Annotated in this window: 20 protein-coding genes; 6 read left to right on the forward strand and 14 right to left on the reverse strand. The window is 63.1% G+C overall.

Annotated elements, in window-relative coordinates; all coding sequences use genetic code 11:
* Positions 1-61: 61 nt before the first annotated feature.
* The 6 genes from bcsB to AXG89_RS15860 form a co-directional block, all read right to left on the reverse strand.
* The gene (gene bcsB, locus AXG89_RS15835) at positions 62-2605 is read right to left on the reverse strand and encodes a cellulose biosynthesis cyclic di-GMP-binding regulatory protein BcsB (protein WP_236873444.1); all 2544 of its coding nucleotides are present in this window, start codon (positions 2603-2605) and stop codon (positions 62-64) included.
* Positions 2606-2624: 19 nt separating this feature from the next.
* On the reverse strand, positions 2625-4835 hold the full coding sequence (gene bcsA / locus AXG89_RS15840) for a UDP-forming cellulose synthase catalytic subunit (protein ID WP_062170726.1): 2211 nt from the start codon (positions 4833-4835) through the stop codon (positions 2625-2627).
* Positions 4832-5620 (reverse strand): cellulose biosynthesis protein BcsQ, encoded by a 789-nt coding sequence (bcsQ, locus tag AXG89_RS15845; RefSeq protein ID WP_062170727.1) that lies wholly within the window; start codon positions 5618-5620, stop codon positions 4832-4834. The genes bcsA and bcsQ overlap by 4 nt, the downstream gene beginning before the upstream one ends.
* Positions 5617-6519: a cellulose biosynthesis protein BcsP gene (gene bcsP, locus AXG89_RS15850; protein ID WP_162916079.1), complete on the reverse strand. Its 903-nt coding sequence runs from the start codon at positions 6517-6519 to the stop codon at positions 5617-5619. Before bcsP ends, bcsQ begins: the two co-directional genes overlap by 4 nt.
* A gap of 163 nt (positions 6520-6682) precedes the next feature.
* Positions 6683-7138 carry a cellulose biosynthesis protein BcsD gene (gene bcsD, locus AXG89_RS15855; RefSeq protein ID WP_062170731.1) on the reverse strand — a complete coding sequence of 152 codons (456 nt, stop codon included), beginning with the start codon at positions 7136-7138 and terminating at the stop codon, positions 6683-6685.
* 454 nt (positions 7139-7592) lie between these two features.
* On the reverse strand, positions 7593-8024 hold the full coding sequence (locus AXG89_RS15860; RefSeq protein ID WP_062170733.1) for a YqaA family protein: 432 nt from the start codon (positions 8022-8024) through the stop codon (positions 7593-7595).
* Positions 8025-8196: 172 nt separating this feature from the next.
* Between AXG89_RS15860 and AXG89_RS15865 the strand changes: the two genes are divergently transcribed.
* The 3 genes from AXG89_RS15865 (at position 8197) to AXG89_RS15875 (ending at position 10489) form a co-directional block, all read left to right on the forward strand.
* Complete coding sequence (locus AXG89_RS15865; protein ID WP_062002884.1) at positions 8197-8544, forward strand: YciI family protein; 348 nt, start codon at positions 8197-8199, stop codon at positions 8542-8544.
* 116 nt (positions 8545-8660) lie between these two features.
* A complete protein-coding gene (locus tag AXG89_RS15870; RefSeq protein ID WP_062003667.1) occupies positions 8661-9074 on the forward strand; it encodes a YciI family protein in 414 nt (137 codons plus the stop codon).
* A 20-nt stretch (positions 9075-9094) separates the two neighbouring features.
* Entirely contained in the window at positions 9095-10489 is a 1395-nt protein-coding gene (locus AXG89_RS15875; RefSeq protein ID WP_082771477.1) for an RNA polymerase sigma factor, read from the forward strand.
* Between the two features lie 55 nt (positions 10490-10544).
* On the opposite strand, the gene AXG89_RS15880 is transcribed toward AXG89_RS15875, so the two are convergent.
* The 4 genes from AXG89_RS15880 to AXG89_RS15895 all read right to left on the reverse strand — a co-directional run bounded on the left by AXG89_RS15880 (position 10545) and on the right by AXG89_RS15895 (position 14741).
* Complete coding sequence (locus AXG89_RS15880; RefSeq protein ID WP_062170734.1) at positions 10545-11321, reverse strand: DeoR/GlpR family DNA-binding transcription regulator; 777 nt, start codon at positions 11319-11321, stop codon at positions 10545-10547.
* A 66-nt stretch (positions 11322-11387) separates the two neighbouring features.
* On the reverse strand, positions 11388-12389 hold the full coding sequence (pdxA, locus tag AXG89_RS15885) for a 4-hydroxythreonine-4-phosphate dehydrogenase PdxA (protein WP_062170736.1): 1002 nt from the start codon (positions 12387-12389) through the stop codon (positions 11388-11390).
* 70 nt (positions 12390-12459) lie between these two features.
* Positions 12460-13749: a four-carbon acid sugar kinase family protein gene (locus AXG89_RS15890; protein ID WP_062170738.1), complete on the reverse strand. Its 1290-nt coding sequence runs from the start codon at positions 13747-13749 to the stop codon at positions 12460-12462.
* The gene (locus tag AXG89_RS15895; RefSeq protein WP_062170739.1) at positions 13746-14741 is read right to left on the reverse strand and encodes a 2-keto-3-deoxygluconate permease; all 996 of its coding nucleotides are present in this window, start codon (positions 14739-14741) and stop codon (positions 13746-13748) included. The genes AXG89_RS15890 and AXG89_RS15895 overlap by 4 nt, the downstream gene beginning before the upstream one ends.
* Positions 14742-14949: 208 nt before the next feature.
* Here AXG89_RS15895 and AXG89_RS15900 point away from each other — a divergent pair, with 208 nt between their 5' ends.
* The 3 genes from AXG89_RS15900 (at position 14950) to AXG89_RS15910 (ending at position 21807) form a co-directional block, all read left to right on the forward strand.
* Positions 14950-19290: a DEAD/DEAH box helicase gene (locus AXG89_RS15900; RefSeq protein ID WP_062170741.1), complete on the forward strand. Its 4341-nt coding sequence runs from the start codon at positions 14950-14952 to the stop codon at positions 19288-19290.
* A 260-nt stretch (positions 19291-19550) separates the two neighbouring features.
* On the forward strand, positions 19551-20618 hold the full coding sequence (locus AXG89_RS15905) for a helix-turn-helix domain-containing protein (RefSeq protein ID WP_062170743.1): 1068 nt from the start codon (positions 19551-19553) through the stop codon (positions 20616-20618).
* Between the two features lie 313 nt (positions 20619-20931).
* Positions 20932-21807, forward strand: a complete 876-nt coding sequence (locus tag AXG89_RS15910) for a hypothetical protein (protein ID WP_062170744.1) — start codon at positions 20932-20934, stop codon at positions 21805-21807.
* Positions 21808-21813: 6 nt separating this feature from the next.
* Here the strand turns inward: AXG89_RS15910 and AXG89_RS15915 are convergent, their stop codons facing one another.
* Genes AXG89_RS15915 through kaiC form a run of 4 tightly spaced genes read right to left on the reverse strand, consistent with a single transcriptional unit; the run spans position 21814 to position 25845 of the window.
* Positions 21814-23472: a PAS domain-containing sensor histidine kinase gene (locus AXG89_RS15915; protein WP_062170746.1), complete on the reverse strand. Its 1659-nt coding sequence runs from the start codon at positions 23470-23472 to the stop codon at positions 21814-21816.
* 5 nt (positions 23473-23477) lie between these two features.
* Positions 23478-23858, reverse strand: a complete 381-nt coding sequence (locus tag AXG89_RS15920; protein WP_062170748.1) for a circadian clock KaiB family protein — start codon at positions 23856-23858, stop codon at positions 23478-23480.
* Positions 23855-24166, reverse strand: a complete 312-nt coding sequence (locus AXG89_RS15925) for a circadian clock KaiB family protein (protein WP_062170750.1) — start codon at positions 24164-24166, stop codon at positions 23855-23857. The genes AXG89_RS15920 and AXG89_RS15925 overlap by 4 nt, the downstream gene beginning before the upstream one ends.
* Complete coding sequence (gene kaiC, locus AXG89_RS15930) at positions 24163-25845, reverse strand: circadian clock protein KaiC (RefSeq protein ID WP_062170752.1); 1683 nt, start codon at positions 25843-25845, stop codon at positions 24163-24165. The genes AXG89_RS15925 and kaiC overlap by 4 nt, the downstream gene beginning before the upstream one ends.
* Positions 25846-25902: the final 57 nt, after the last annotated feature.

A 25902-nucleotide genomic window follows, 5' to 3' on the forward strand; every position in this document is an offset into this window, starting at 1 on the left:
GCTGAACAATGCCAGCGTCAAAACTGCTGCCTTCGATCCACGCTTGAAACCAGCCTGCATATCAATCCCTCAAACGGCGCGCTGCGACCGCGCGCAGTGCACGGTAGAACAGTGCCGCGACGATAATGGCCGCAAGCAAGCCGCTCAAGACGAGCAGGAGCGGATGCGACGACAACGCCCATCGCATGTATTCAAATGGCGACAGGCGTCCGACGTAATACGCCTGTCCATTCGATGTCACCGTCACGTCGCGTCCGTGGATCACGGCCATGGCGCCCTGGATCTCGGGGAGGATGTCGTTGTCGAGCAAGGCCGCCGACAAGTCCGCGTCCGACTGTCCCGCCGCGCTGATCAGTGCGACCGCGCTGCGCTCGCTGTGCAGCGGAGATTTGAAGCCGGTAATGAGCGCATCGCCGTTGGAACTCACGAGCGTGAGGTCCGCGCGTGCCGGCAAACGCTCCACGCCGCGTTCGCCGTGCCACCAGTCGACGACCTTGAACGCGACATCGGAGAGCTCGAAGTTGCGCGAGTCGGCATCGCCCGAGAACGGCATGTTCTTCGACCAGCGTTGCAAGAGCGGCTGGCGCCCGGGTGAACCGAGGATCAGCAGGTCTTTATCGGCGAGGTTATCGACCTGATTGGCTTGTGCGACCGTGACGCCGGTCGTGGGATATCCCGTCGATGCACCCATGCGGCCCATCTCCAGCAGGAACAGGCTGTAGTCCGCCGAGCTGGGATCGTCGGGCATGATCACGGCCGTCTGCGAGAGATCCGCCATGCGCGTGAACGGGAAACCGCCGTTGGCGAACGCTGCGAGATCGGGCAGCGCCATGTAGTGCGGGAAACCCGACAAGTCGATGGTCGAATTCGGATCGATCGCGCCGACCACGTTGTCCAGGATGCGGCCCTGGCATTCGCCGGTCTTCGGATAGTCGTAATAGAAATGCAGGCGCAATTGCGAACGCGGCGTCAGCAGAAGCGGCGGCACATAGATTTGATGACGCGCGGCAGCGGTTTTGTCGGGGAGGACGCGATTGAAATAGCGGCCCAGATCGAACGTGGATGTGGCCACTGCCGGGATGCGCAGCGACTGCACGAAGCCGTCGTTCACGTTGATGTTCAGCGTGGAGCGGTCGAGCGCCGGGCGCACGGTGTATCGATAACCCAGGTCGATCGGCACGCCCTTCGTCTGCCACATGAACAAGTCGGGCGGCACGCGCAGGTTCACGCGCACGGCGTCGGCGTTATAACCATTCACCGTCAGGTCGCGTGCTTCAGCCAGTTCGCCAAAGCGCACCGGGCGATCGGTCGGCAGCCAGTTGGGGGCGTCGTAAGGCTTGCGCGGCGCGAAGTCGTTGAGTTGCGTGATCGTCACGCTCTGGCCCGAGAACGAATTCTGCCCGATACCCAGCGCTTTCGCTGCGGTCTTCAGCTCGGCGTCGTTGCGTCCCATCACGAGCAGCAAGCGCCCGCGTGCGCCGCCTTCACGATCGCGCACGGCGATGGTCGGACCGGAGATTTCGGGGATCTGCACGCCGGCCGGATGCTGGTCGGGCGTCGCGAACACGACCGCGTTGCCGGACAGCGGCACGTTGTCGACCTGCGCCGGAAACACTGCACCGCGATAACCCGCGAGCGAGCCAAGCCATGACGCGACCGTGCCCGCCGCTTCGAGCGTCGCGGGTGTCGGTTTCTGCGCGAAGACAAAGGGCAGTTCGAGACGGCGGACATCGCGCCGGTCGAAGAAAGGCGCGGGCAACGAGGCGAGATCCGGCTTGCTTTCAAGCGTTGCATACGTCAGGTCGAGCGAACTCGCATTGCTGACGGTCGCCCATAACGTCGAGTTCGACGGGTCCTCGCACTGCTGCGTGTAGTGTCCGATCAACTGCACGTTCAGGTGGTTGAATTCGGTGATGAAGCGCGGGTCGATGGACACGTCGCGCGCAACCAGGATGCCTGCCTGATCGCGCGGCACCGGCAAGGTTGCGGCGACTTCGCCGTTCACGAGCACCTTGAGCTGCGAGATGGCGGGCAGGAGCGACGGCGAATAGCTGTAGATCAGATGCAGCACGGCGCCGGTCACGACTTCGTCGCCGCGTACCGAGAACGGCACGCCGTTCTGGCCGTCGGTGCCGCGAAGTTGCAGCGGATCGAGCGCACCGAGATCGGCGAAGGTCAGCGTCTGGCGGCGGCCGCCGGGAACCAGCGTGCCGGGCTCGGCGGTCGTCGGCGTCTTCGATGCCAGCGTCTTGACGGCCGGCGCCGCCGATGCACCCACCGCGCCCGATGCGGCTTGCCCGAAGGCAGGAACGGCAACGGCAAGCGGCGGTTGTTCGATGGTCAGCTTGTTGTACGGCGCGGCGGGACCAGGAAGCGGCACGCCGCTTGGGGCGGTTGGCGCGATCTGCGCGCTCGCAGCCGACGCCTCTTTTGCGCTTGCGGCATTGGCGGCACCGGCAAGCGATGCCAGCGGCACGGCCAGCGCCGTTTGCAACGCCATCCAGCCGGCAAGCGAGCGCATCAGCGCACGGGCGATGGGGCGGGAGCGCAGCGGCACGGGCGCAGCCCGATCTTGTTCGCCTCGGCCGGTGTCAAGGCGGAGCATCGTGATTCCCTTACCCATGTCAGTCTTTGGTCTTGAGTTTTTTGGCGCTTGGAGTACGCGTCACTACCCACGTCCGCGCGTCGTTGAAAAGATGCTCGAACAACGCGCCGATACCGCCCACGCCCACCGTCAGCACATGGCGCAGGCCGCGCAGCGGCGCATCCGGCGTACGGCCTTCGGACCAGTTGGTCCAGGCATCGGCGCGGGCAAAAGTCGTCTTCACGAATTCGAATTCCTGCTCGCGCGTCAGCGCCGAGAAACGCAATCCCACGCGTCCAACGGCGCTGAAGCCGACGGTCGCGGGGAACGCATATTCTTCATCGCCGCGGAAAAGCGATACGGTGACCTTCTCGTGCAACGGCACTTGCAGGTCGCCCGGCAGCTTCACGCCCACGCCGCCTTCCGAGTAGTCCATGGTCTCGCAGGCAAGCGTGCGGCCGGTCGAGAACTTCAGCATCACGGGCATCTTCATTTCGACCCGATGCGTCGTGCGCACCTGCTTGCGTTCGCTCGCAGCGGCCACGCTTGCGCCGAGGATCAGCATGTTGTATGTGGTCCACGCGAGGTTCAGCAAGACCGTGTTCACTTCGCTTTTCACGTCCCAGTGAATGTAGATGTTCACGATCCCCGCGATAAACCCGAGCAGGTTCAGCACCAGCAAGATCAGGTACGGCCTCGAGATGCTGTAGTCGAAGTAATCCTTCGCGATCTGGCCGCCCTTGGCCGTCACGTTGAACTTGCCGAGCTTCGGGTTGATCATCGCGAGGAGGGTCGGCGCGGTGATGTAGGACGCGAGCACGGACTCGTACACTTCGGCCCAGAACGAATGGCGGAACTGGCGCTGCATGCGCGAGTTCGTGATGCTCGCGTGCATCATGTGCGGCAACGCGTAGATCGCGATGGTGCCCGCCGCCGCCTGGATCACGTGCGCGCCGAAGAACAGGTACGACAGCGGTGCCGTCAGGAACACGAGGCGCGGAATGCCGTAAAAGAAGTGCATCATGCCGTTGAGATAACAGAGCCGCTGGCCGAGCTTGAGACCCTTGCCAGTGAGCGGGTTATCGATACGGAAAATCTGCGTCATGCCGCGCGCCCATCGAATGCGCTGGCCGATGTGCCCCGACAGGCTTTCCGTCGCGAGCCCCGCGGCTTGCGGAATCGCGAGATACGCGGTCGTATAACCCAGCCGATGCAGCTTCAACGCCGTATGTGCATCTTCGGTCACCGTCTCCACCGCAATACCGCCGATCTCCTCGACCATCGTACGGCGCAAGAGGGCGCACGAGCCGCAGAAGAAGGTCGCGTTCCAGAGGTCGTTGCCGTCCTGCACGAGGCCGTAGAACAACTCGCCTTCGTTGGGCACCTTGCGAAACGTACCGAGATTGCGTTCGAACGGATCGGGCGAGAAAAAGTGGTGCGGCGTCTGCAGCATCGAAAGCAGCTTGTCTTTCAGGAACCAGCCGAGGCCGATCTGCAGGAACGAGCGCGTAGGGATGTGATCGCAATCGAAGATCGCGAGATATTCGCCGCTCGTGGTCTTCAGCGCTTCATTGATGTTGCCGGCCTTCGCATGCCGGTTGTGCGTGCGGATGGTCCACGTCACACCCACTTCTTCACAGAAGGCCTTGAAGTCGGGACGGCGGCCGTCGTCGAGGACATGGATCGAAATCTTGTCCTTCGGATAGTCCATTGCGAGCGCCGCGTAGATGGTCGGCTTCACCACGCCGAGCGGCTCGTTATAGGTCGGAATGAAAACGTCGACGGTCGGCCACTCGTCGCGGTTCTGCGGCAACGGCATGGGCCTTCGTTGCAGCGGCCACGCCGTCTGGAAATACCCGAGCATCAGCACGATCGCGGAATACACTTCGGCGGTGACCAGCAGCAAACCCCACGCGGCGTCGAGCGGACGTTCCCAGTAGGTCGTCTCGGTCAGGCGCCAGTACATGTAGCGCCCGGTCACGGTCACCGACAACATGATCATGACGAGTGTGGCGTACTGGCCGCGCAGACGCCGCAGCGCCATTGCGAACCCGAAGCAGCAGCACGCGAAGATCAACTGCTGGGTCGCGACCATCGGCACCGTCCACACGAAGTACATCGTGACGACGGCGAACACGGTCAGCAGGCCGCTGAAGATCCGGCTGTTCCAGATGCCCGAATCGACCAGGCGTTCGAGACGCGACGGAATTTCGTCCGCTTCGGAAAGGCGTCGTGCGCGGGGCTTGTTCATGCGACGTTCCTCGGAGAAACCGGCATAGCATCGACTGAATTCAGGAGCCATTCGCCGCATGCGCGAAGATCGGCGGTCGCCTGGCTCAGCGGGTCGTAATGGATCAGGGTGGTGTCGCAGGCGAGCGATTCGCTTACGCCTTCATCGAGATGAATGACACCCGAGAACATCTTGCCGCCCAGCATGTTGCGCAAGACCTTCAGCACGTCCTTGGTCAGTTGGCGCGTCTGGTCCACCTGGTTCACCACGTAACCCGTGCCCGCGAAGTTCGCTCGCGGCGTGGCGTAGGCCTCGATCATGCGTTCCATCTGCGGGATGGCTGCATACGATGCAGCGTCCGCCAGCACCACGTTCAGCGCGAAGTTCGCGGCGGTCAGCGCGGTGCGTGTATAGACGGAGGAACCCGGCGGGGTATCGACGATGACGATGTCGTTGGTGTCGAGCTTGAGCGTCTCCAGCGACTGCGCGAGCCACTGCGGCTCCCGGTCGATATACGCCTCGAAGTGCCGGCGATCGTCTTCCAGGACCGCGCCGTAGGGCACGACGGTGACACCATCTACTCCATCGAACATCACGGTTTGCCACGCTTCGTTGGCGAGCGTGGCGCGCGACAGGCCGTCGATACTGTCGAGCGGAATGCCGAAGTGCAGGCGCAATGCGTTTTGCGGATCGAGGTCGAGCGCAATCACGCGGCGCCCGCGGGCGGCCAGCACGGAGGCGAGGTTGGCGGCGAGCGTGGTTTTACCTACGCCGCCTTTGGCGGATACCACGGTAATGACCTTCATGACCGTGACGCGCGCTTGGCGAGCCAGGAGCCCGCGACGGTTGTTTCATTCGAAGATGCCGCCACAGCCGGTCGGCGCAGACGCTCGAACATCGACTGGAGCGAGTCGGAGCGCGGCGCGCCGGCTTGCTGAGGGGCTTGCTGCGGGGCTTGCGCGGGGCTTGCGGCTTGCGGACGGAACGCCTTTGCGAGAATCGATTGCGCGCCCGGCTCGGAGACGGGCTGCGTCGGCTGAATGCGTGGCAGCGAGGGCTTCGTGACCGGCTGCGGACGTGGCACCTGGAATGCGCTCGCAAAACCGGGCAGCTTCTCCGGCGTGGACAGCGGCTGCGAGCGCGGCAACGTCGGCCGATGCGGTGGCTGTTGTTGTTGCGGCGCCAGAGCCTGCGGCTGAAGCCGTGCGATCAGGTCCGGTGTAACCGCTGCAGCCAAGACAGGCGTTTCCTCGACATTCGATGCACCCTCGACCGCATCCACGAGCGCCGAGAAGCGTTGCGCACCGACCGGCGACCCGGGCAGCGCGATATTCGCAACAGGAGGAATGGTCTTGCGGTTCGGGCGCGAGAAAAGGCGCGGGCGTGTGTCACGCGTGAACGCCGGTTTGGTCGTCGCGTTTGCGGGCGCGCCGTGCACTGCTTCGTCATCGGCCGCTTCGCTTTCTGCCGGCGCGCCCCACGCTTTCTTGCGCGGCTCTGCGGAGCGGTTGTGCACCGGAGAAAGCAGCGAATCCCGATTCTGCGAGACATTGGGAATCGACGGCTGCGACAGGTCGAGCGTCGCGAGCAGCGGCCAGCGCGTGCGCGCGTGACTTGCCTCGTTTTCCCGGCCGATCTCCTGATAGTCGCTGGCATCGCCGCCAAACTGATCGAAGAGCTTTTCAATATCGCGCGAAGGGTTCATGTGCTGCATCCTCGTACTCTCGGTTTTACTTTGGGCGTAACCCTTGCGATCACTGGCCAGTGACCTGTGCGCTCATGGCGCTTTATCTGGGTTGATGCCTGATCGACTGTTTATTCGTGGTCGTGCTGTGTTGCTTCAATACCGCGCTGAATGACTTGACGCCTTAGTTTGTATATCGGCCGAGCCGGAACTCGACTGCAGCGGTTTCGTCGAATTCTCCTGCCTGCACCACGGCGAGCCCGTCAGCGCCGAGCGCACTCAGCCATTCCTGATAGGCGCCTTCGAGAAACGCCGGCGTCCACGGCAATGCGTTCGCGCCGAATGCAAGCAGTGGCGGGCAGCAATGCACGATGCGCAGATACTCCGGCTCGTCCGTCACTTCCACAAAACCCCAGTCGACGTCGTTCCAGACCGCATTCAAGGCAGCGCCCAGTTCGGGCGTATTGCTGCACGCGGGAAGCGGATGCGCGGCTGCGAAGCGGCGACCGACGCGTTGCATCAACTGACGGAGTTCATCGCAGCCGATCTGCGTGTCGAACTCTTCGGCAAGCGCGACGAGAACGCCACGCCATTGCGAAGAAATTTGCCGGTCCAGCAGATAGTCCAGAGTCATAGCCATGGTGTCGGAAGAAAGCAGCCAGGTGGTCAGTAGAAATGTGATGTTCTCGAGAGCCGCGGCGAATCAGTATTAATTACACGTTACCGCGGGTATTGAGCAATGAATCCAGTACGCCTTACCCGTTAAGCGGGGAGTCTACTTCAAGGTGATTTGTTTTTGCCACTTAACGCACCTTAGCAAAAACTTTTGTGGTTTAAGCCGCAAATAGAAGGCAAAAAGACCGTTTTGTTCAGCTTATGTAGGAAGCGTCAGATGGCGCAAACGTTAAAGCGCCAGTTTCTTTCGTCAGTTTAATCGCGCTTCAATGCGCAATTGATGTATTACGTTTGAACGGACGATTCGGATGTCAGCGTTTACCAGCGGGGATGATTCATCAGTCAGAAAATACCTGCCACTTCGGTCCGGCCCCATTGCGCTTGTTCTGACCTTGATTTTCTGGACAGCCGCGGTGCCGTCACATCGCGATCAATGCGGCAATCACCACGTAGCGCGCTGTCTTGGCAATCGTCACGATCACGAGAAACGACCACAACGGCTCGCGCAGAACGCCGGCGATCATCGTGAGCGGGTCGCCTATGATCGGCGTCCAGCTAAGGAGCAAGGTCCATCGGCCGAAGCGCTTGTACCAGTTCTCGGCGCGATCGAGTGCGCGTCCCTTGATCGGGAACCAGCGTTTGTCGCGCAGCTTTTCAATTGAGCGTCCAAGCGCCCAGTTGATCGTCGATCCCGCCACGTTTCCCACGCTCGCGACCGCGACGAGCATCCAGACTGGTTGCTTATGGGCAATCAATAATCCGGCGAGCAGTGCTTCGGATTGAAGGGGAAAGAGCGTCGCCGCGATCAGGGCGACCGCAAAGAGGCCGGCGTAGACGGATAAATCGACCATAAATTAATAGAGAGCGGCCCACGCGGCGGTTGGAAGGCCGACAGCTTAGCGGGTTTCGCATTACTGCGAAGGGTGCTTGGCCAAGTAAATGAACGGATTGAAAGCTCGCGGGACACTTGTTACCTTGAGCCTGTGTCGCAAACCCGGGCACACACATCATTCAGGAGACGTCATGCCTTACATGCTGCTCATTGCCGAACCCGTTGGTCAGCGCGCTGAACGCACGGAAGCCGAAGGGCGGTTGCTTTACGACCGCATGGTCGAATTCGGCGCGGGGCTGAAAGAGCGTGGACTGCTGGTTGCGAGTGAATCGCTGGCATCGGACGGATTGCGGGTCAAGAAGCGCGACGGCAAGGCGAGCCTGACCGACGGGCCTTTCGCCGAAGCCAAGGAAATGATCGGCGGCTTTTTCATGCTCACGTGTGAGACGCAGGAAGAGGCGATCGAGATTGCATCGGCGTGTCCGGCCGCGGAGTGGTGCGAGGTCGAAGTTCGCAAGATCGCGCCGTGCTGGGTGTGAGCGTTTGCTCAGGATCGTCGAAAGTCATTAAAACGATGTCGATTCGGTGAATCGTGAATCGTCGTGGAGATGAGAGCGCAGCGCGCGTTCTTGCTTCCAACCTCGAGGAGACGGCGATGCGATTCATCATCATGGTCAAGGCCAACGAAAATACCGAAGCAGGCGTTCTTCCGGACGAAGCGCTGTTAAGCGCAATGGGCGCGTATCACGAGGAACTCTCGAAAGCCGGCGTGTTGCTCGATGCAAGCGGTTTCCATCCGAGCGCCACGGGCTGGCGAGTGCGTTACGAGAACGGCCGGCGCACGGTCACGGACGGACCTTTTGCCGCGACGAAAGAGTTGATTGCCGGATACACGCTGATCCAGGTCCGTTCGCGCGAGGAAGCCGTGGAATGGGTGCGCCGTTTTCCAGCGCCGATGGGCGAGCACGAAAGCGGCGAGATAGAAGTGCGGCGACTGTACGAACTCGATGAGCTGGGCTCGGGCGAGGCCTTCGATCGCTTCCGTGAGCTTCTGCCCGCGCGGCGTTAGATGCTGATGCTCGACTGAGAATGACGAGGACTTTGAATGCACAAGCGATTCCACGAGCCCATGCAGATGGTCGCCAGAGCAACAGCGGCGGCCGCATCGTGAGCGAAACGCCGGGCGAGCAGGATCAGGCCACGCATCGCGCGATAGAAGCCGTATGGCGGCTGGAATCGGCGAAGGTCATCGCGGTGGTCACGCGGCTGGTGCGTGACGTATCGCTTGCCGAGGAGTTCGCGCAGGACGCGCTGGTTGCGGCGCTCGAACATTGGCGGGTGGATGGCGTGCCTGACAATCCGGGCGCGTGGCTCGTGACAACGGCGAAGCATCGCGCGCTCGACCGCTTGCGCCAGGATGCATTGCACGCCCGCAAACACGAGGAACTGGGGCTCGACATGGATGCGCGCGAAGAGCATGTCACGCCGGATTTTGTCGATGCCCTCGGCGCCGCGCGCGAAGACGACATAGGCGACGACCTGCTGCGGCTCGTGTTCACCGCGTGTCATCCGGTGTTGTCGCTCGATGCGCGGGTTGCGCTGACCTTGCGCCTGCTCGGCGGCCTCACCACCGATGAAATCGCGCGCGCTTTCCTGCAGCCCGAGCCGACCATCGCGCAGCGGATCGTGCGGGCGAAGCGGACGTTATCGGCGGCGCGCGTGCCGTTCGAAGTACCGAAGGCCGATGCACGCGCGGCGCGGCTCGCGTCGGTGCTCGAAGTGATCTACCTGATCTTCAACGAAGGCTATTCGGCCACGGCCGGCGACGACTGGATGCGGCCATCCTTGTGCGATGACGCCTTGCGCCTGGGGCGCATTCTGGCCGGCCTCGCGCCCGATGAAAGCGAGGTCCACGGACTGGTTGCGCTGATGGAGATCCAGGCATCGCGGATTCACGCGCGCACCGACCCGAACGGCCGCGCGATCTTGCTGATGGATCAGGATCGCAGCCGCTGGGACCCGTTGCTGATCCGGCGCGGGTTGGCTGCGCTGGCGCGCGCCGAGGCATTGAACGCGCGGCGTGGACCTTACGCGCTGCAGGGTGCACTGGCGGCGTGTCATGCGCGGGCGCGGCGCGCGGAGGAGACGGACTGGGAACAAATCGTGGCTTTGTACGATGCGTTGTCCGTGGTGGCGCCTTCGCCTGTGGTTGAGTTGAACCGCGCAGTGGCAGTGGGGATGGCGTTCGGCGCGGCAGCGGGTCTGGAGATCGTCGACGGGCTGGCTGAAGATGCAGCGCTTAGGAATTACCACTGGTTGCCGAGCGTCAGGGGCGATCTGCTGGCGAGGCTCGGCCGGCATGAAGAAGCGCGCAAGGCGTTCGAGCGTGCCGCGTCGATGACGAGGAACGCGAGGGAGAGAGAATTGTTGCTGGAGCGTGCGGCGGATGCGGACAAGTCGGCCAGGGGCTCGACCAGCGCTTAATGGTCCCGCTTAATGGTCCATTAAGCGGGACCATTAAGCGTCCATTAGGCGTCCATTAAGCGTCCATCGCGACGACCTGGACCCCGACCCCCTTCAATGCCTTGAACGGCGCAAGCCGTTCAGCCCCGGCCAGATCGGTGGTGATCAAGGTCCAGTCCCGTTCAAGCGGCGTCCAGTGCTGTTGCCTTGCGCGGCCGAGTTTGTCGGCATCGGCGAGAACGATCACCTTCGCCGCGCGGCGAATGATGCAATCCTTCAGATAGGCCTGCTCCGCCGTCGCCTCGCACAGCCCGAAATCCGCGGCTACGCCATCCGCACCGAGGAACGCCACGTCCACGCTCAAACGGCTCAGCACAAGTTCAGCCAGCGGCCCGAGCGTACTCATGCTCGAAGCCCTCAAATCGCCGCCTATCAGCGTGATCCTCACGCCGGGCGCATTGGCCAGCGTCATCACCGCAAGCAGGTTGTTCGTCACCACATGCAAATCGTGATGCGCACTCAACTGCCGGGCGAGAGCGGCGCAGGTCGTGCCGCCATCGAGCAGAACGGTGTCGCCGTCCTGGACGTGCAGCGCAGCGGCTTGCGCGATCGCTTCTTTCTGCTCGCGCTGCGCCGACTTGCGCTCTTCCAGCGACGCCTCCGGCTCATGCGCTCCGACCAGCGCCGTCGCGCCGCCGTAGGTACGCACCAGGCGGCGCTCCTTCGCGAGCATGGTCAGATCGCGCCGCACGGTCGCTTCCGACACCCCCAGCGCCTCGCTCAACTGCTCGACATTGGCGTCGCGCGTGAGGACGAGATCGAGGATGGCGCGGTGGCGGTCGGCGGCTTTCATGGCAATGGGCTCAAGCGAAGAACAAGGCCGCCGATGTTACACGACCGGACACCGCCGCCATCACGATCAGCCGCGCCGCGTCGCGAGTTCCGCGCCCTGGCGCAGGGCTTCGAGCAGGCTGCGTTCGTCGGCGATCCCTTTGCCTGCGATGTCGAACGCCGTGCCGTGATCCACCGACGTCCGGATCACTTCCAAACCGACCGTCACGTTCACGCCCGCTTCGAGCCCGAGCACCTTCACCGGACCATGTCCCTGGTCGTGGTACATCGCGACCACGAGGTCGAAGTCGCCGCGGCCGGCGCGGAAAAAGAGCGTATCGGCGGGGAGGGGACCGGTGACATCGAGTCCCTGTTCCTGCAGCACCTTTACAGCCGGGATGATCTTTTCCTCTTCCTCGCCATAGCCGAACAAGCCGTTCTCGCCGGCATGCGGATTGATGCCGCAAACGCCAATGCGCGGCTTCGCGATTCCTGCCTTGATGAGCGTGGCGTTGCCGCGTTCGATCGTGCGCTGCACGAGACCGGGTTCGATCTTCTTGATCGCATCGATGATGCCGATATGCGTCGTCACATGGATCACGCGCAATTGCGGCGCGACGAGCATCATCGATACTTCCTTGACGCCCGTGAGATGCGCGAGCATTTCGGTGTGGCCGGGATACTTATGGCCACCGGCGTGCAGCGCTTCCTTGTTGAGCGGCGCGGTGCAGATGGCGTCGATCTGCTTCGATTCCGCCAGCTCGACTGCACGCGCAATGTACTGGTAGGCCGCGTCGCCTGCAACGGACGACAGCTTGCCGAAGGGCAGGTCATCGGGGATCAGGTCGAGGTCGATACAGTCGATCGTGCCCGGCTCGTACTTCGCCTCGGTCGCGTCCTTGATGCGGCGGATCTTCGCGGTGCCGTTGACGATCTCGTTGGCTTGTTCGAGGCGGCGCGCGTCGCCGATCACGAGCGGACGGCATTGTTCGTAGACCACTTTGTGCGTGAGGCTCTTGACGACGATCTCGGGGCCGACGCCGCTTGCATCGCCCATCGTGATGCCGATTACGGGAAGATAGTTGCTCATGATCTTGGTGTTACTCCGTGTATGTGGGGCGCTTTCGTTACGCTTTGATTGAAATCGCGCTCGCCTGGATTCAATGCGTGTTAGTTGTTGGTAAAGGCAGCCGCTGCAGGTGTTCCCACGCGCCGAACAGCGCATGTTCGCTGCCGAATGCGCCGGCCTTCGTGACAATCGCGGGGCGCGATGCCAGTGGCGCAGAAGGCCGTGCAACCGCAACGCCGGCTTCGACTTCGGCCAGCAAATCGAGACTGCCGATGCCCGTGGCGCTCAGCATCGCGCGGGCGGTCTCGCCGCCGGTCGCAATCAACCCGCCGATGTGCTCGAAGTGCGGTGCGACCAGCGCGGCCAATGCATTCGACAGATGCGCGCCTTCGGCGGGATCGAAGGCATCGTCGCGGCCGATACGAACCAGCAGATCGATTCGTTTCACGAGAAAATCGGCGATCTTCGATTGCCATTCGCGCCACTCGCTGTGCTCGTTTTCCGCACCCGCGCCCTGGCGCAATACGGCTGGCGGCACGATCAGTTCGGCAATGCCCGCACGCTCCCGGAGCATCGCACACTGGCGCTCGGAGACGGACGACAAGCTGCCGACCAGCACGAGGATCGGGCCATGTTGTTTCTCGTGGATGAGCGGCTCGCTCGGCGGGTTGCTGAAGAGATCGGGAAGCGTCGCCAGTTCGCGCGCGAGTCCGCCCGATCCTACCCAGAAGAGTTCGTGGTCGAGTCGCGAGGTGATTTCGGCGAGGCGCTTGAGGTCGCCGCCGGTATGGGCATCGACGATCAGTGCCTCGATGCGTTCCTTCGTCGTCGCGCGGATGCGGTTGCGCAGAACCTCGGCGTCGCCGCGCAGCGTGTCCACATCGATCGAAGCGCAACGCAGACCCGCGTCTTCCAGCATGGCCTGCACGTTGGCCGGCCGGTCGGCGTTTTCCAGCTTCCATGTATCCGTGCTTTCGAGCGGCTCGCCATGCACCAGCACGCGCGCGCCGTGCGTGGTCCGCCCGGTCGCCGGAAACGCGGGCGCGACGATCGCGAGACCCGCACGCGGTTGCAGCGCCGCGACTTCGGCGGCCCAGTTGCCGCGCAAGGTCGAATCGATCTTCTTGTACAAGCGGCGGCCAGGTGCGGCGAGCGTACTGAATGCATCGGCGGTCCGGCGCGCGGCAGCGTTCGATGCGAGGCGGCGAGTGTCGGTATCGGCGGCGATCACATCGATCGAATCTGCATCGGTGCCTGCCTTCAACGCGCTCGATGCATCCAGCGTCACGATCGTGCGCCGTCCCGCGCCGGCGAACGCAATCGCGCAATCGGCCGCGCCCGACAGATCGTCTGCGATGATGAGGATGCTGCGGGTGTTCATCGCGTGGCCTCTTTGTTCAGGACGCGGCGTGCTTCGGCACGCGCGCTCGCGCGTTTGGCAACAGCGGCGGTCAGGATGGGCGACACGATCGCGGTCACTACCACGCATGCCGCAACCAGCAATGTGGCGCTTTTTGCGGCCTCGTTATAGACCGGATTGGCCGCCGCGATCAAGGCGGGAACGGCCGCCGCGTTACCCGCGGTATTCGCGGCTGCGACGCCCGCCACGCCCGTGCCGCCGGTCATGCGATCGGTGAAATACAGCGGAATGCCAGTCACGACTACGACTGCCAGACCCAGTCCGATGCCGAGCAATCCAGCTTGCCAGACCTTGTGCAGATCGAGACTCGCGCCCAGCGCCAGTGCGAAAAACGGGATCATCACCGGCACGGCACGCGCAAGGAAGTCGCGCATTTCACGGTCCAGGTTGCCCAGCAGCATGCCGACGACGAGCGGGAGGATGCTGCCTACGAGTGTCGGCCACGGAAACGCCGACAACCCTGCCACGCCGAGCGTGACCATGGTCAGGAACGGTCCCGATTCCAGCGACATGATCGTGTACGCGCCCACGTCCTCCGATCGGCCGTACTGGCCCATCAGCGCCATATAGAGGCCGCCGTTGGTATCGTTCATCGCGGCGACGACGGCCAGCGTCGAAATGCCGGCGAAGATGCCCGATGACACCGGTTGCTCGCCCAGGAAGTGCCCCAGCACAATACCCACCACGATCGCCGAGCCGATCTTCGCCGCGAACAGCGCGCCGCCTTTCCTGATGAGATACGGCGTGGCCTTGACATCGATGCTCGCGCCCATGCACACATAGAACACGGCCAGAATGGGCAACGCGCCGGTGAACAGCGCGCTGGTAAAGGAGCCGAAGAACTTCGGCATGCCGGGCAGGAAGGTCGCGATCAGCGAACCGATCAGCAACGGCACGATCATCATGCCGCCGGGAACACGCTCGATTGAACGCTTGATTGGGAACTGGGCCATGCGGGTCTCCGGTGTAATGCCTGCTGAGAGGTGATCTCGAGTCGAGTGCTCGAATCGATCATATGTTTGATTGGAATGATCAAAATGAAGTGTAGTCTCGATTGATGAAATGCGCAAATCGATCGTCTATTTGATTGAATCGATCATTTTGGCGGACGGAGGCACAGCGAGCCGGACGCGTTTTGCGCGCCGCTAATACACTAGTGATATGACCGCAGCCAGGAAAATGACTCCAAAACCGCTCGCCGGCTTTCATCCCGCCGTTGCGAACTGGTTCAACCGGCATTTCCCCGCGCCCACCGAGGCGCAGGCCCGCGCGTGGCCGCTGCTGAAAGCCGGGCGCTCGACGCTTGTCGCTGCACCTACCGGTTCGGGCAAGACATTGACGGCGTTCCTTGCGGCGATCGATCAGCTCGTGCATGAAAGCGTGAAGGAACCGTTGTCCGACGAGACCTCCGTGGTCTACGTCTCGCCGCTGAAGGCGCTTTCCAACGATATCCGCGTGAATCTCGAAGACCCGCTCGCCGGGATCTCGGCGGAACTGAAACGGCTCGGCCTGCCGCCGGTTGAAATTCGCGCGGCCGTGCGCACCGGCGATACCACGCAAAAGGAACGCAACGCTGTCAGGAAGCGGCCGCCGCATATCCTCGTCACCACGCCGGAATCTCTCTACGTGCTACTGGGTTCGGATTCCGGACGCTCGATGTTGTCGACGGTCCGCACGGTGATCATCGATGAAATCCATGCGGTCGCCGGGAACAAGCGCGGCGCGCATCTTTCGCTGAGCCTCGAGCGGCTCGATGCACTGTGCATGGAGCGGCGGCAGGAGACGCCGGTGCGGGTCGGGTTATCGGCGACACAAAAGCCGATCGAACTCGTCGCGAAGTTCCTGACGGGCAACCGGCCGTGTTCCATTGTCGATGTCGGCCACGTCCGCAAACGCGATCTCGCGCTGGAGCTGCCGCCCGTGCCGCTCGACGCCATCATGTCGAATGACGTGCGCGAGCGTGTCTACGACCGGCTCGCCGAACTTGTCGGCATGCACAGCACCACGCTCGTGTTCGTGAATACGCGCCGCATGGCCGAGCGCGTCGCGCGCCATCTCACCGAGCGCCTCGGCAAGACCGCGGTCGCCGCGCATCACGGCAGTCTTGCGAAGGAGCAGCGGCTCGATGCCGAGCAGCGCCTGAAGCGCGGCGAGTTGCAGGTGCTGATCGCGACGGCATCGCTGGAACTGGGTATCGATATTGGCGATGTCGAGCTCGTTTGCCAGCTCGGCTCGCCGGGGTCGATCGGCGGCTTTTTGCAGCGCGTCGGGCGTTCGGGGCATCAGGTCGGCGGCACGCCAAAAGGACGGCTCTTCCCCGAGTCGCGCGACGACCTGATCGAATGCGCGGCGTTGCTCGATTGCGTCGCCCGTGGCGAACTCGATGCGTTGCATATCCCGAACGCGCCGCTCGATGTCCTCGCACAGCAGATCGCCGCCGAAGTCGCGAGCCGCGAATGGCGTGAGGACGCGTTGTTCGCGCTCGTGCGCCGCGCAATGCCGTACGCCTCGCTCGAACGTGCGCAATACGATGCGGTATTGCGGATGCTCGCCGAAGGCTACACGGGACGAACCGGCGTGCGCGGAGCTTATGTGCATCGCGATGCGGTGACGCATACGGTGCGCGGCCGGCGCGGCGGGCGCCTGACCGCTGTCACGTCCGGCGGCGTGATTCCCGACAACGCGGACTTCGCGGTCCTGCTTGAACCGCAAGGCTTGCAGATCGGCACGGTCAACGAAGATTTCGCGGTCGAAAGTCTTGCCGGCGATGTGTTCCAGCTCGGCAACGCGTCGTACAAGATCCTGCGTGTGGAAGGCGGCCGGGTCCGCGTGGAAGACGCACATGGTCAGCCGCCGAACATTCCGTTCTGGCTTGGCGAAGCGCCCGGACGCAGCGATGAGCTCTCGGCTGCGATAGCGCGCTTGCATCAGCAAGTGGATACGTGGCTCGGCTCATCTACGGTTGAAGAAACGATCGCGAAGCTCGATGAAACCACGGGCATTGGAGAGGCAGCGGCACGGCAGATCATCGAATATCTGGCTCGGTCGCGTGCGGCGCTATCCGTCTTGCCGACACAGGATACGCTCGTGATGGAGCGTTTCTTCGATGCCTCCGGCGGCACGCAGCTCGTCATTCACACGCCGTTCGGCAGCCGCGTCAACCGTGCGTGGGGACTCGCGCTGCGAAAGCGTTTTTGCCGCACATTCAACTTCGAGTTGCAGGCGGCGGCCACTGAAGACGCGATCGTCTTGTCGCTGACGGGCGGCCACAGTTTCCCACTCGATGAAGTCTGGCGTTATCTGCGTCCGGCCACGGCGGAACATGTGCTGATCCAGGCGCTGCTCGACGCGCCGCTTTTCGGCGTGCGCTGGCGCTGGAACGCGACCAACGCGCTGGCGTTGCCGCGTTATGCCGGAGGGAGACGCGTTGCGCCGCAACTGCAGCGGATGAAAAGTGAGGACCTGCTTGCAGCCGTGTTTCCGGATCAGGCGGCGTGCATCGAAAACGTGGTGGGCGAGCGCGAAGTGCCGCATCACCCGCTGGTGGACCAGACTATTGACGACTGCCTGCACGACGCCATGGATTGCAACGCGTGGCTGGCGTTGCTGCGGCGTATCGAAAGTGGCGATATCAGGCTTGTCACGCGCGATCTGCCCGCGCCGTCGCCGCTGGCGGCTGAGGTTTTGTCGGCGCGTCCGTACGCCTTTCTCGACGATGCCCCGATCGAGGAACGCCGCACGCAAGCCGTACTGGCCCGCCGCTGGACCGATCCCGATTCCGCCGATGATCTCGGCGCGCTCGATGCCGACGCCATCGCGGGCGTGCGGGAAGAAGCGTGGCCGTCGGTGCGTAACGCCGATGAAATGCATGAAGCGCTCTCCACGCTTGCGTGCATCACGGACGCCGAGGCTGAAGCCAACGAAGGCTGGCCTGCATGGCTGACCGCATTGGCGCAGTCGGACCGTGCGACGCGTTTCCAGGTGGCATCGAAGGAGGGGTTGTGGGTGCCGGTCGAACGTCTCACGTGCGTGCGCGCCATCCATCCGGTCGCACCGATGCAACCGCCTTTGAAGCCGCCGCAGGGCTTCGACGACGCCTGGACAGAAGACGATGCGCTCGTTGAAATCATACGCGCGCGGCTGAGCGGTTTTGGTCCGCTGCCCGTCGCGGTAATCGCACGCGCGCTCGTGGTCCCGGCGTCGCCGGTGGCGCTCGCGCTGACGCGTCTCGAAGCCGAGGGATATGTCATGCGCGGCCGCTTCACGCCGGGCGCCATGGAAGAAGAATGGTGCGAGCGTCATCTGCTCGCTCGTATCCACCGATACACCGTGCGCCGCCTGCGGCGCGAGATCGAACCGGTCGAGTTGCAGGATTTCATGCGCTTCCAGTTCGACTGGCAGCATTTGAGCGCAGATTCCAGAGCCGATCCGCATGCCGACGGCCATGACGCGCTGATGTCGGTCATCGAGCAGCTCGAGGGTTATGAAGCCCCGGCGGTGGCATGGGAGGACGAGATCCTGCCCGCGCGTCTCGGCGAATATTCGATGTCCTGGCTCGACGACCTCTGCCGCGCCGGCAAGGTGGTCTGGAGCCGTCCGGGCATACGCTCGCGCAGCGCCGGAGGCCCGGTGCGCACCACGCCTATCGTCCTGCTGCCGCGCCGCAACCTGCCGGCGTGGAATGCGCTGATGCAGCCGGTCCAGTCGCCCGAACCGTCATCGCGTGCGCAAATGGTCTTCGACGCGCTCACACAACACGGCGCCATGTTCTTCGACGAGCTGCGCTCCGATGTCCGCCTGCTCGACACCGAACTCGAGACGGCGCTGGGCGAACTGGTATCGATGGGACTGGTCAACGCCGATAGTTTCGCCGGCTTGCGCGCATTGCTCGCGCCGGCCTCGCGGCGCAACGCATTCTCCAGCCGCCGGCCAAGGCGGGGAGGGCGTTTCATAGGCGGGATGGATGACGCGGGACGCTGGGCGTTGCTGCGCCGCCCGCAAAGCGACGGCGCACCGGGAGATGCACTGGAACACGTCGCCATGACCCTGCTGCGCCGATACGGCGTCGTCTTCTGGCGTCTGCTCGACCGTGAGGCCGACTGGCTGCCGCCGTGGCGCGACCTGCTGCGGGTGTTCCACCGCCTGGAAGCGCGCGGCGAGATTCGCGGCGGCCGTTTTGTCGCCGGCTTGTCGGGTGAACAATTTGCATTGCCCGAGGCCGTGCCGCTTCTGCGCGACATGCGCAACCGTCCCGCCGATGGCAGCCTGATCGCCATCAGCGCGGTCGATCCGCTGAATCTCGCGGGAACGTTATTGCCGGGCGAGAAAGTCCCCGCCATTCCGGGTAATCGCGTGCTTTATCGTGATGGCGTGCCGGTGGGCGCCGTTATTGCCGGGAAAACGCGCTTTCTGACAGAACTCGATCACGAATCGCAAGAACGCGTTCGATGGCATCTCGTGCGGCGCAGTTTCGATCGGCTGCCGGTTTTATCGGGATCTTGATCGAGGCCTTCATTCGATTCGGTTTTTAGAGCCTGCGCCGCGCTGCAGCGTGCTTTTGCGTGACTTTCGATTCCACGTTCGTCATCCCGCCGTTTTAAACGCGCGCTAAAGTTTTACAGCCGAAAGCCGATAATAAGTGCGGAGTTACCGGGTAATCATCCTGAACGAAAGGAAACATCTGGTAATCAGCTTTATTTCAAAACTGTTGCCGGTCCGGTATATAAAGTCAGCCAGCTTAATAACAAAGGCAGAGTAAAGCGATGCCACTGATCCTCAAGTTCGACAGCGCCGATTTCGCGGAAAACGATGCCGAGGAAATCTGGCGCGAGGGACTCGACGCCATGTTCGAGATCCAGCGCCCGAAGACGCCGGTCACTCCGTTCAGGGCCAGCCAGGAAAGCTGGACGCTAGGCGGCATGCTGCTCACGTCTCACATCACGCACGGTGAAGTCGCGTTCCAGCGCACGAAGCGCAAGATCGCGACCTCCGGCGTGGACCATTACCTGGTTCATTGCCTGCTCGACGGCAGGTTGTTGTCCACGTTCGGCCGCGATACGCATGAAGTCTCGCTCGGCTCCGTGGTCGTGCGCGACCTGGCGGTCGAAAACATCGGCATCAGCCGCGATGCGCCCATGCTGACGCTGATGATTCCGCGCCAGGCAATCGACCGGCGCACCGGCGGACTGCTGCGGATGCATGGTTTGTCATGGGAAGCCACCGACCCGATCGGACGGCTGGTTGCATCGCACGTGCGCAGTCTCGCGAACGTGGCTGCATCGATGGACGACGAAGAATCGAGCGTCGCCGGCGAAGCCACGCTCGATTTCCTGGCCGCGTGCGTGCTGCGCCGCGCCGAGCGCTGCGAGGAGTCCGGCGACCCACGCCTCACGCCCATGGTCCGGGCGCAGGCGCTCAGTTACATAGAAGGCAATCTCGCCGATCCCGATCTCGGTCCGGCGCGCTTGCGGGACACATTGAAGGTATCGCGTACGGCGTTGTACGCGCTCTTCGAGCCGATGGGCGGCGTGGCCGACTACGTGCGCGCGCGCCGGCTCGATGAAGCCATGCGCCGCCTCGAATCGCCGATGCACACCCGCGATCTGATTGGCGCCATCGCATGTGCGGTCGGCTTCATGAGCGAATCGACGTTTAACCGCGCGTTCAAGGAACGGTTTGGCTGCACACCGACGGAAGCGCGCGCAAGGTGTTCTGCCAGCGGCGTCACGAGCATCCGCACGTCTGCGAATGCGCGACGCAGGCGCGACGCGCAAGACGCTCGCAGCATCGGCGCAGAAACGGCCGCGCTCGTGCGCGAACTGCGCGCGTGAACGAAGCGAAGTCGAAAGCAAAGGCATTTGTAGGCATGTACTGAAAGTCGCAAACGGAATGGGTGGAAAAGGCGGACGCAATGAGAGGGCGGTGCAGTAGGCCGCGTGCATCATTCATTGCTGAAACTGGTGGGGTCGTGTGTGTGAGAGAAAGGGGCGCTGCGGCAACGGGGGTTTCCGCAGCGTTTCCTTGAAGTGTTATCCAGTGTTCTGCGAGGCATCGTGCATTTCGCAGGCCGGGCGAAGCCAGACCCTTCGTGCATGCCGGCTGCGGATATGAAGTCAAAACAAAGAAAAGATCCGGGAAAATCCAATGTGGTTGCTTGCCTTCTTCCAGGCTGATTCCGCCCTTGGGCGGTTCATGAAGATCAGCATATTCGCCGTGGCTATCGCCATGCTGTTTGCCGGGCTCGCGCTCGCGCCGCAGACCGACGTTGCGGTCGCGGTATCGTTGCTCGTGCTGGCGGTTCTCTGGGTGCATGGCTATATGGACGACCGGCGCGAGTCGACGGTGTCGTCGCCGTGCGTCGCCGAAATCCGCGAGGACGAACGCCGTATCCGCGTGCTCGGCGGCGGCGTCGATCTGATGTTGCGGCTGGCTTCGCGCACACTGAACGTGAACCGGGTATCGAAGGAATTCATTTCCAGCGATGCTCCAGGCGAGTTCCAGCGCCTGCGTTCGGGCAGCTTCGACTGGCCGGTCAAGGTCGTGGCGAAGGAACGCGTCGCGCGCGATGAAAAACCGCAAACGCCGAAGTTCGTAGCATCGAGAGAAGAGATGATGCGCTGGAACGATTTCGCGCCGGCAGCGGCGGCAGAAACAATATCGAGCGGACATGCCGCGCGATACACGAAAGCGGACGCCGTTGCCGATCAGGAACTCGCGATCTACTGGACCCATCCCGGACACGGCGAGCGTTTGCTGTTCACGGTCTTCGGCCCGGCGGCCCATTACGAAGCGATGGAACGCGCATTCTCCACGTTCTCTGCGTGGATCGACGAGGAAGAGGAGGCCCGGCTCGCCATCGAACGGCGTCAGGAAGTCGAGCAATGGCAGCGCGAATGGGAAGTGAACCGGCTTGCCGAAGAATCCGAGCACGCGCGGCAAAGGGGCGATACCGGCATCGAAGAAGCGATTGCCCCTGTGCTTGCGAACGTGGCCATACCGTCGGCATCGCGCCGCTGGTGAACTGAATCAGCGTTCCAGCGACAACGCCGCGGCGACCGCCGCCGACAACCGCGCGATCGAGAAGGGCTTGCGCAAGAGCGAAATGTTGGTGCCCATCGCGGCATCGAGCGCCGAGCTGTCCGCGTAGCCGCTGGCAAACACAATCGGCATGGCATAGCCTTTCTCACGCGCGAGTTTCGCCACTGCCGCGCCGTCGAGATGCGGCATCGCGAAATCGAGCACCAGCAAGTCGGGCTGTGCTTCGGCCATCATGTGCAGCGCCGCGCGCCCGCTCGCCGCGGACTCGACCCGATACCCCAGCGACACCAGCGTGTCGACCATGAACGCGCGAACATCCGGGTCATCATCGACTACGAGGATGCGCGGCGCGCCGGCGTTGCTGGTCTGGACGATCAGCGCCGCCGATGGGTCTGGCGCCGCCTGCGCTTCAGGCGAACGGCGCAGGAACAGCGACACGCGCGTGCCGCGCGGACTGCTGTCAATACGCGCATGGCCGCCCGCTTGCCGGCAGATCCCGTACACCTGCGCCAGTCCGAGCCCCGTACCCGCGCCGACTTCCTTGGTCGTGAAAAACGGTTCGAAGGCGCGCGCGGCGACATCGGCGGGCATGCCCGTGCCGGTGTCGGCCACGCTCAGTTCCACGTAGTCGCCATCGGCCAGATCGGCGTCGTCCGTGATCGTCTTCGAAACCGTCCCGATGCGCAGCAAGCCGCCCGACGGCATGGCGTCACGGGCGTTGATCGCGAGGTTGAGGAGCGCGAGCTCGAGCTGCGTTGCGTCCGCGATGACAAGCGCGTGTTCGTCGGTGAGTTCCAGCCTCAGATCGACCGATGGACCCAGCGTGCGATCGAAAAGATCCGCCATGCCGTGCACAAGCTGCGCGAGCGCAACCGCTTTCAGTTCGAGCTTCTGCGAGCGCGAAAACGCCAGCAGTTGCGCGGTCAGCTTCGCGCCGCGGCTCACCGCGCGCATGGCATTGTCGGTCCAGCGAAGCACGCGCTCGGAATCGGCCGGCACGCGTTTCACCAGTTCGAGATTGCCGTGAATGGCTTGCAGCAGGTTGTTGAAGTCGTGCGCAAGACCGCCCGTCAACTGTCCGACCGCTTCCATTTTCTGCGCCTGGTGCAACCGCGCTTCCATCTGCCGCTGCTGGGACAAGTCGGAGATCACGCCGCAAATCAGGCGGTCGCGGTCCCGTTCGGCATCGAGCGCCTTGAAGCTGCAATACACCGGCGTTTCGCCGCTCGCTGACAACACCGTGAGTTCGTCGCGAGCGGGACCGGTCGCACTTTCCTGCAGCAATTCGACAAGCCGTACGTGTTGTCCTTCAAGCACGAACGCGCTGAACGCATGGCCGACCACATGCTCCACTTCGCGGTCGAGCAATTGCACGGCGCGTTCGTTGGCGTAGAGGATCGTGCCGTCGCCGGAAAGCATGACCGCACCTTCCTGCATCTGCTCCACCAGCACACGATACGGCCGGTCCGCACTTTCGAGCGTATAGATTCGCCTGTCCTCGTCGCTGCCGACGACCACCGCATCCACCGCGCCGCTGCGGATGGCGTCGAGCGTGTCTTCCGCTTCGCGCAGCCGCTCGCGCAGTTCTTCTATGGACGCAGTGTCCAGTGACGATACAACGGGTGGGTCGCGGAATTGATCGGGCATGCGCGTCAAGGTTTGATGGAAGCGCTCTCGGGCGCGGGGGGCGCGGCGCCAGCGGTGTCGAATGCATTCAGGCCAAGCGCGGCGAGCACCTTGTTCGAGTCCGACAAGTCGCCGATCACCCGGCGCAGCGGTCCGGGATTGAGCTTCACCAGCGTCGGCGCGGCGATGATCTGCGCGGCGATGGCCGCTTCGGGATGCACATAGATATCGATGACTTCAAGCTCGAAACGTCCCGCCGCGTAGACCTCGAGCAAACGCCTGGCATTCTCCACGGCGCGCGTGGAGCGGTGCGTGTTCCCCGTGACGTAAAGGCGCAGCACAAGCTGGGCCGATGGCGGCCTTGTCGACGAAAGCCCGCTGTCCGCGCCGGCAGGACTTGCGTTCATGAGCGGATCCCCGGACGAAGGTCGAGGCCGACGAGCACGCGTTCAGTATCGGAGAGATCGCCGATGACTTTTTTAAGCGGCGACGGCAAATTTCGCACGACCGTGGGAATGGCGAGGATCTGATCGGCAGCGGCGAGTTGCGGATTCACGCGCAAATCGATGACTTCGATGGAAAATTTCCCGGCCAGATGCGTTGCGCACAATGCGCGCAGGTTGCGGATTGCGGCGAGCGATTTCGGCGTTTCCCCGGCCACGTACAGGCGCAACAGGTAAGGCTCGGCGTTTGGTAACGGTTCGTGGTTGGTCATTGCTTTGACTGCCTGACCCGCGCCATGTCTGCGCGATCGGCATCGCGGGTGCGATCGCGTTCGTCGCGCTGCGTAATCAGCGCCTCGAGTTCCGCCGCTTCGGCTTCCAGCGTTGATCGCAGTTCGGCAACCTGCAGTTCCACCACTTTGCGGCGTCGCGCGAGTTCACGCACTTTTTGCTGCACGGCTTCTTCCCGCGCGGCGATTTCATCGCGTTCCTGAACTTGCTGCGCAAGCCGCGCTGAACCGGTCAGCACGCCCCGCGCTCCTACATAGGCCGGCACCATGGCGATTCCTTCGTTGCTGATCTTGTATTCGCGAACCTGGTTGGAGTGATCCATGCCGCGCGATTTCAGCACGTACACGAGCCGGTTGCGCTCGCCATTCGTTTCCATATGCGACAACGAGATCCATGTGTCCATCAGCGACGAAATGCTGCGGTCGTTGATGCTCGACGCCTGATCGGTGCTTGTCAAACTGGTAAAAATTGCAGTGATTCCGTGCGCCTTGAGCAGGTCGACGAGCCGCAGCAGCGTCGCATGCACTTCCGCGTCGACGCCGCGCAACGCGGAAATCGGGTCGACCACCACGGCGGTCGGCTTGAATAATTCGATGTCCCGCGCCATTCGCGCAAGATGCATTTCCAGCCCGAAGAAACTCGGACGCGCCGATTCGATTCGCAGGGACTCCCCCAGGTACTGCGCAAGATCCAAGCCCACGGAATGCATGTTGCGCACGATCTGCTCGGGCGACTCCTCGAAGGCGAACCAGAGGGTGCGCTCACCGAGCGCGCAGCGCGCTTCCACGAACTTGGCGGCGAAAGTGGTCTTGCCGGTGCCGGCGAGCCCCGAAACCAGCACGCTCGAACCCACGAAATAGCCGCCCGCGCCCAGCATGCCGTCCAGATCGTCGATGCCCGTGGAAGTGGTTTCGTTCGACGTGACGTGCGACAGGCCCGCCGATGTGATGGGCAGCACGCTGATGCCGGTGGTATCGATGAGGAAGGGGTATTCGTTCGTTCCATGCGCCGAACCGCGATATTTGACGATTCTCAGGCGTCGCGTGCTGACCTGGTTTTCGACGCGGTTATCGAGCAGGATCACGCAGTCGGAAACATATTCCTCGATGCCATGGCGCGTGAGCTGCCCCGGGCCGCCCGCGCCGCGTTCGGCCGTCACGATTGCGGTGACATCGCGCTCCTTCAGCCAGTCGAACAACCGCCGCAACTCCGCGCGCAGCAGAACGGGATTCGGGAAACTCGCGAACAGCGCTTCGAGCGTGTCGAGCACCACGCGCTTGGCGTTCACGCTCCGGATGGCGTAATCGAGGCGCACGAACAGGCCTTCGAGGTCGTAATCGCCGGTTTCCTCGATGACCGTCGGGTCGATCTTCACGTGATCGATGGCAAGTTTTTTTTGCTCGATCAGGGCGTTCACGTCGTATCCGAGCGACGCGACGTTGGCCGCCAGGTCCTCCGCCGATTCCTCAAAACTGACCAGCACGCCGTGTTCGCCGTACTTGAGAACGCCTTCGGCGAGGAAGGTCATTGCAAAAAGCGTCTTGCCGCAACCGGCTGCGCCGCACATCAGGGTGGGACGGCCGTGAGGCAAGCCGCCAAGGGTCACGTCGTCGAAACCTGAAATGCCCGTGGGCGACTTGGAAAGGACTGCTCCGGTCATTGGTCTTCTTTGTATGAGATTGAGTGCGGAAACATCAGTGATTTTTACCTTGGTGGT

This window comes from Burkholderia sp. PAMC 26561 (assembly GCF_001557535.2).
In the GTDB taxonomy this organism is placed as follows: Bacteria; Pseudomonadota; Gammaproteobacteria; order Burkholderiales; family Burkholderiaceae; genus Caballeronia.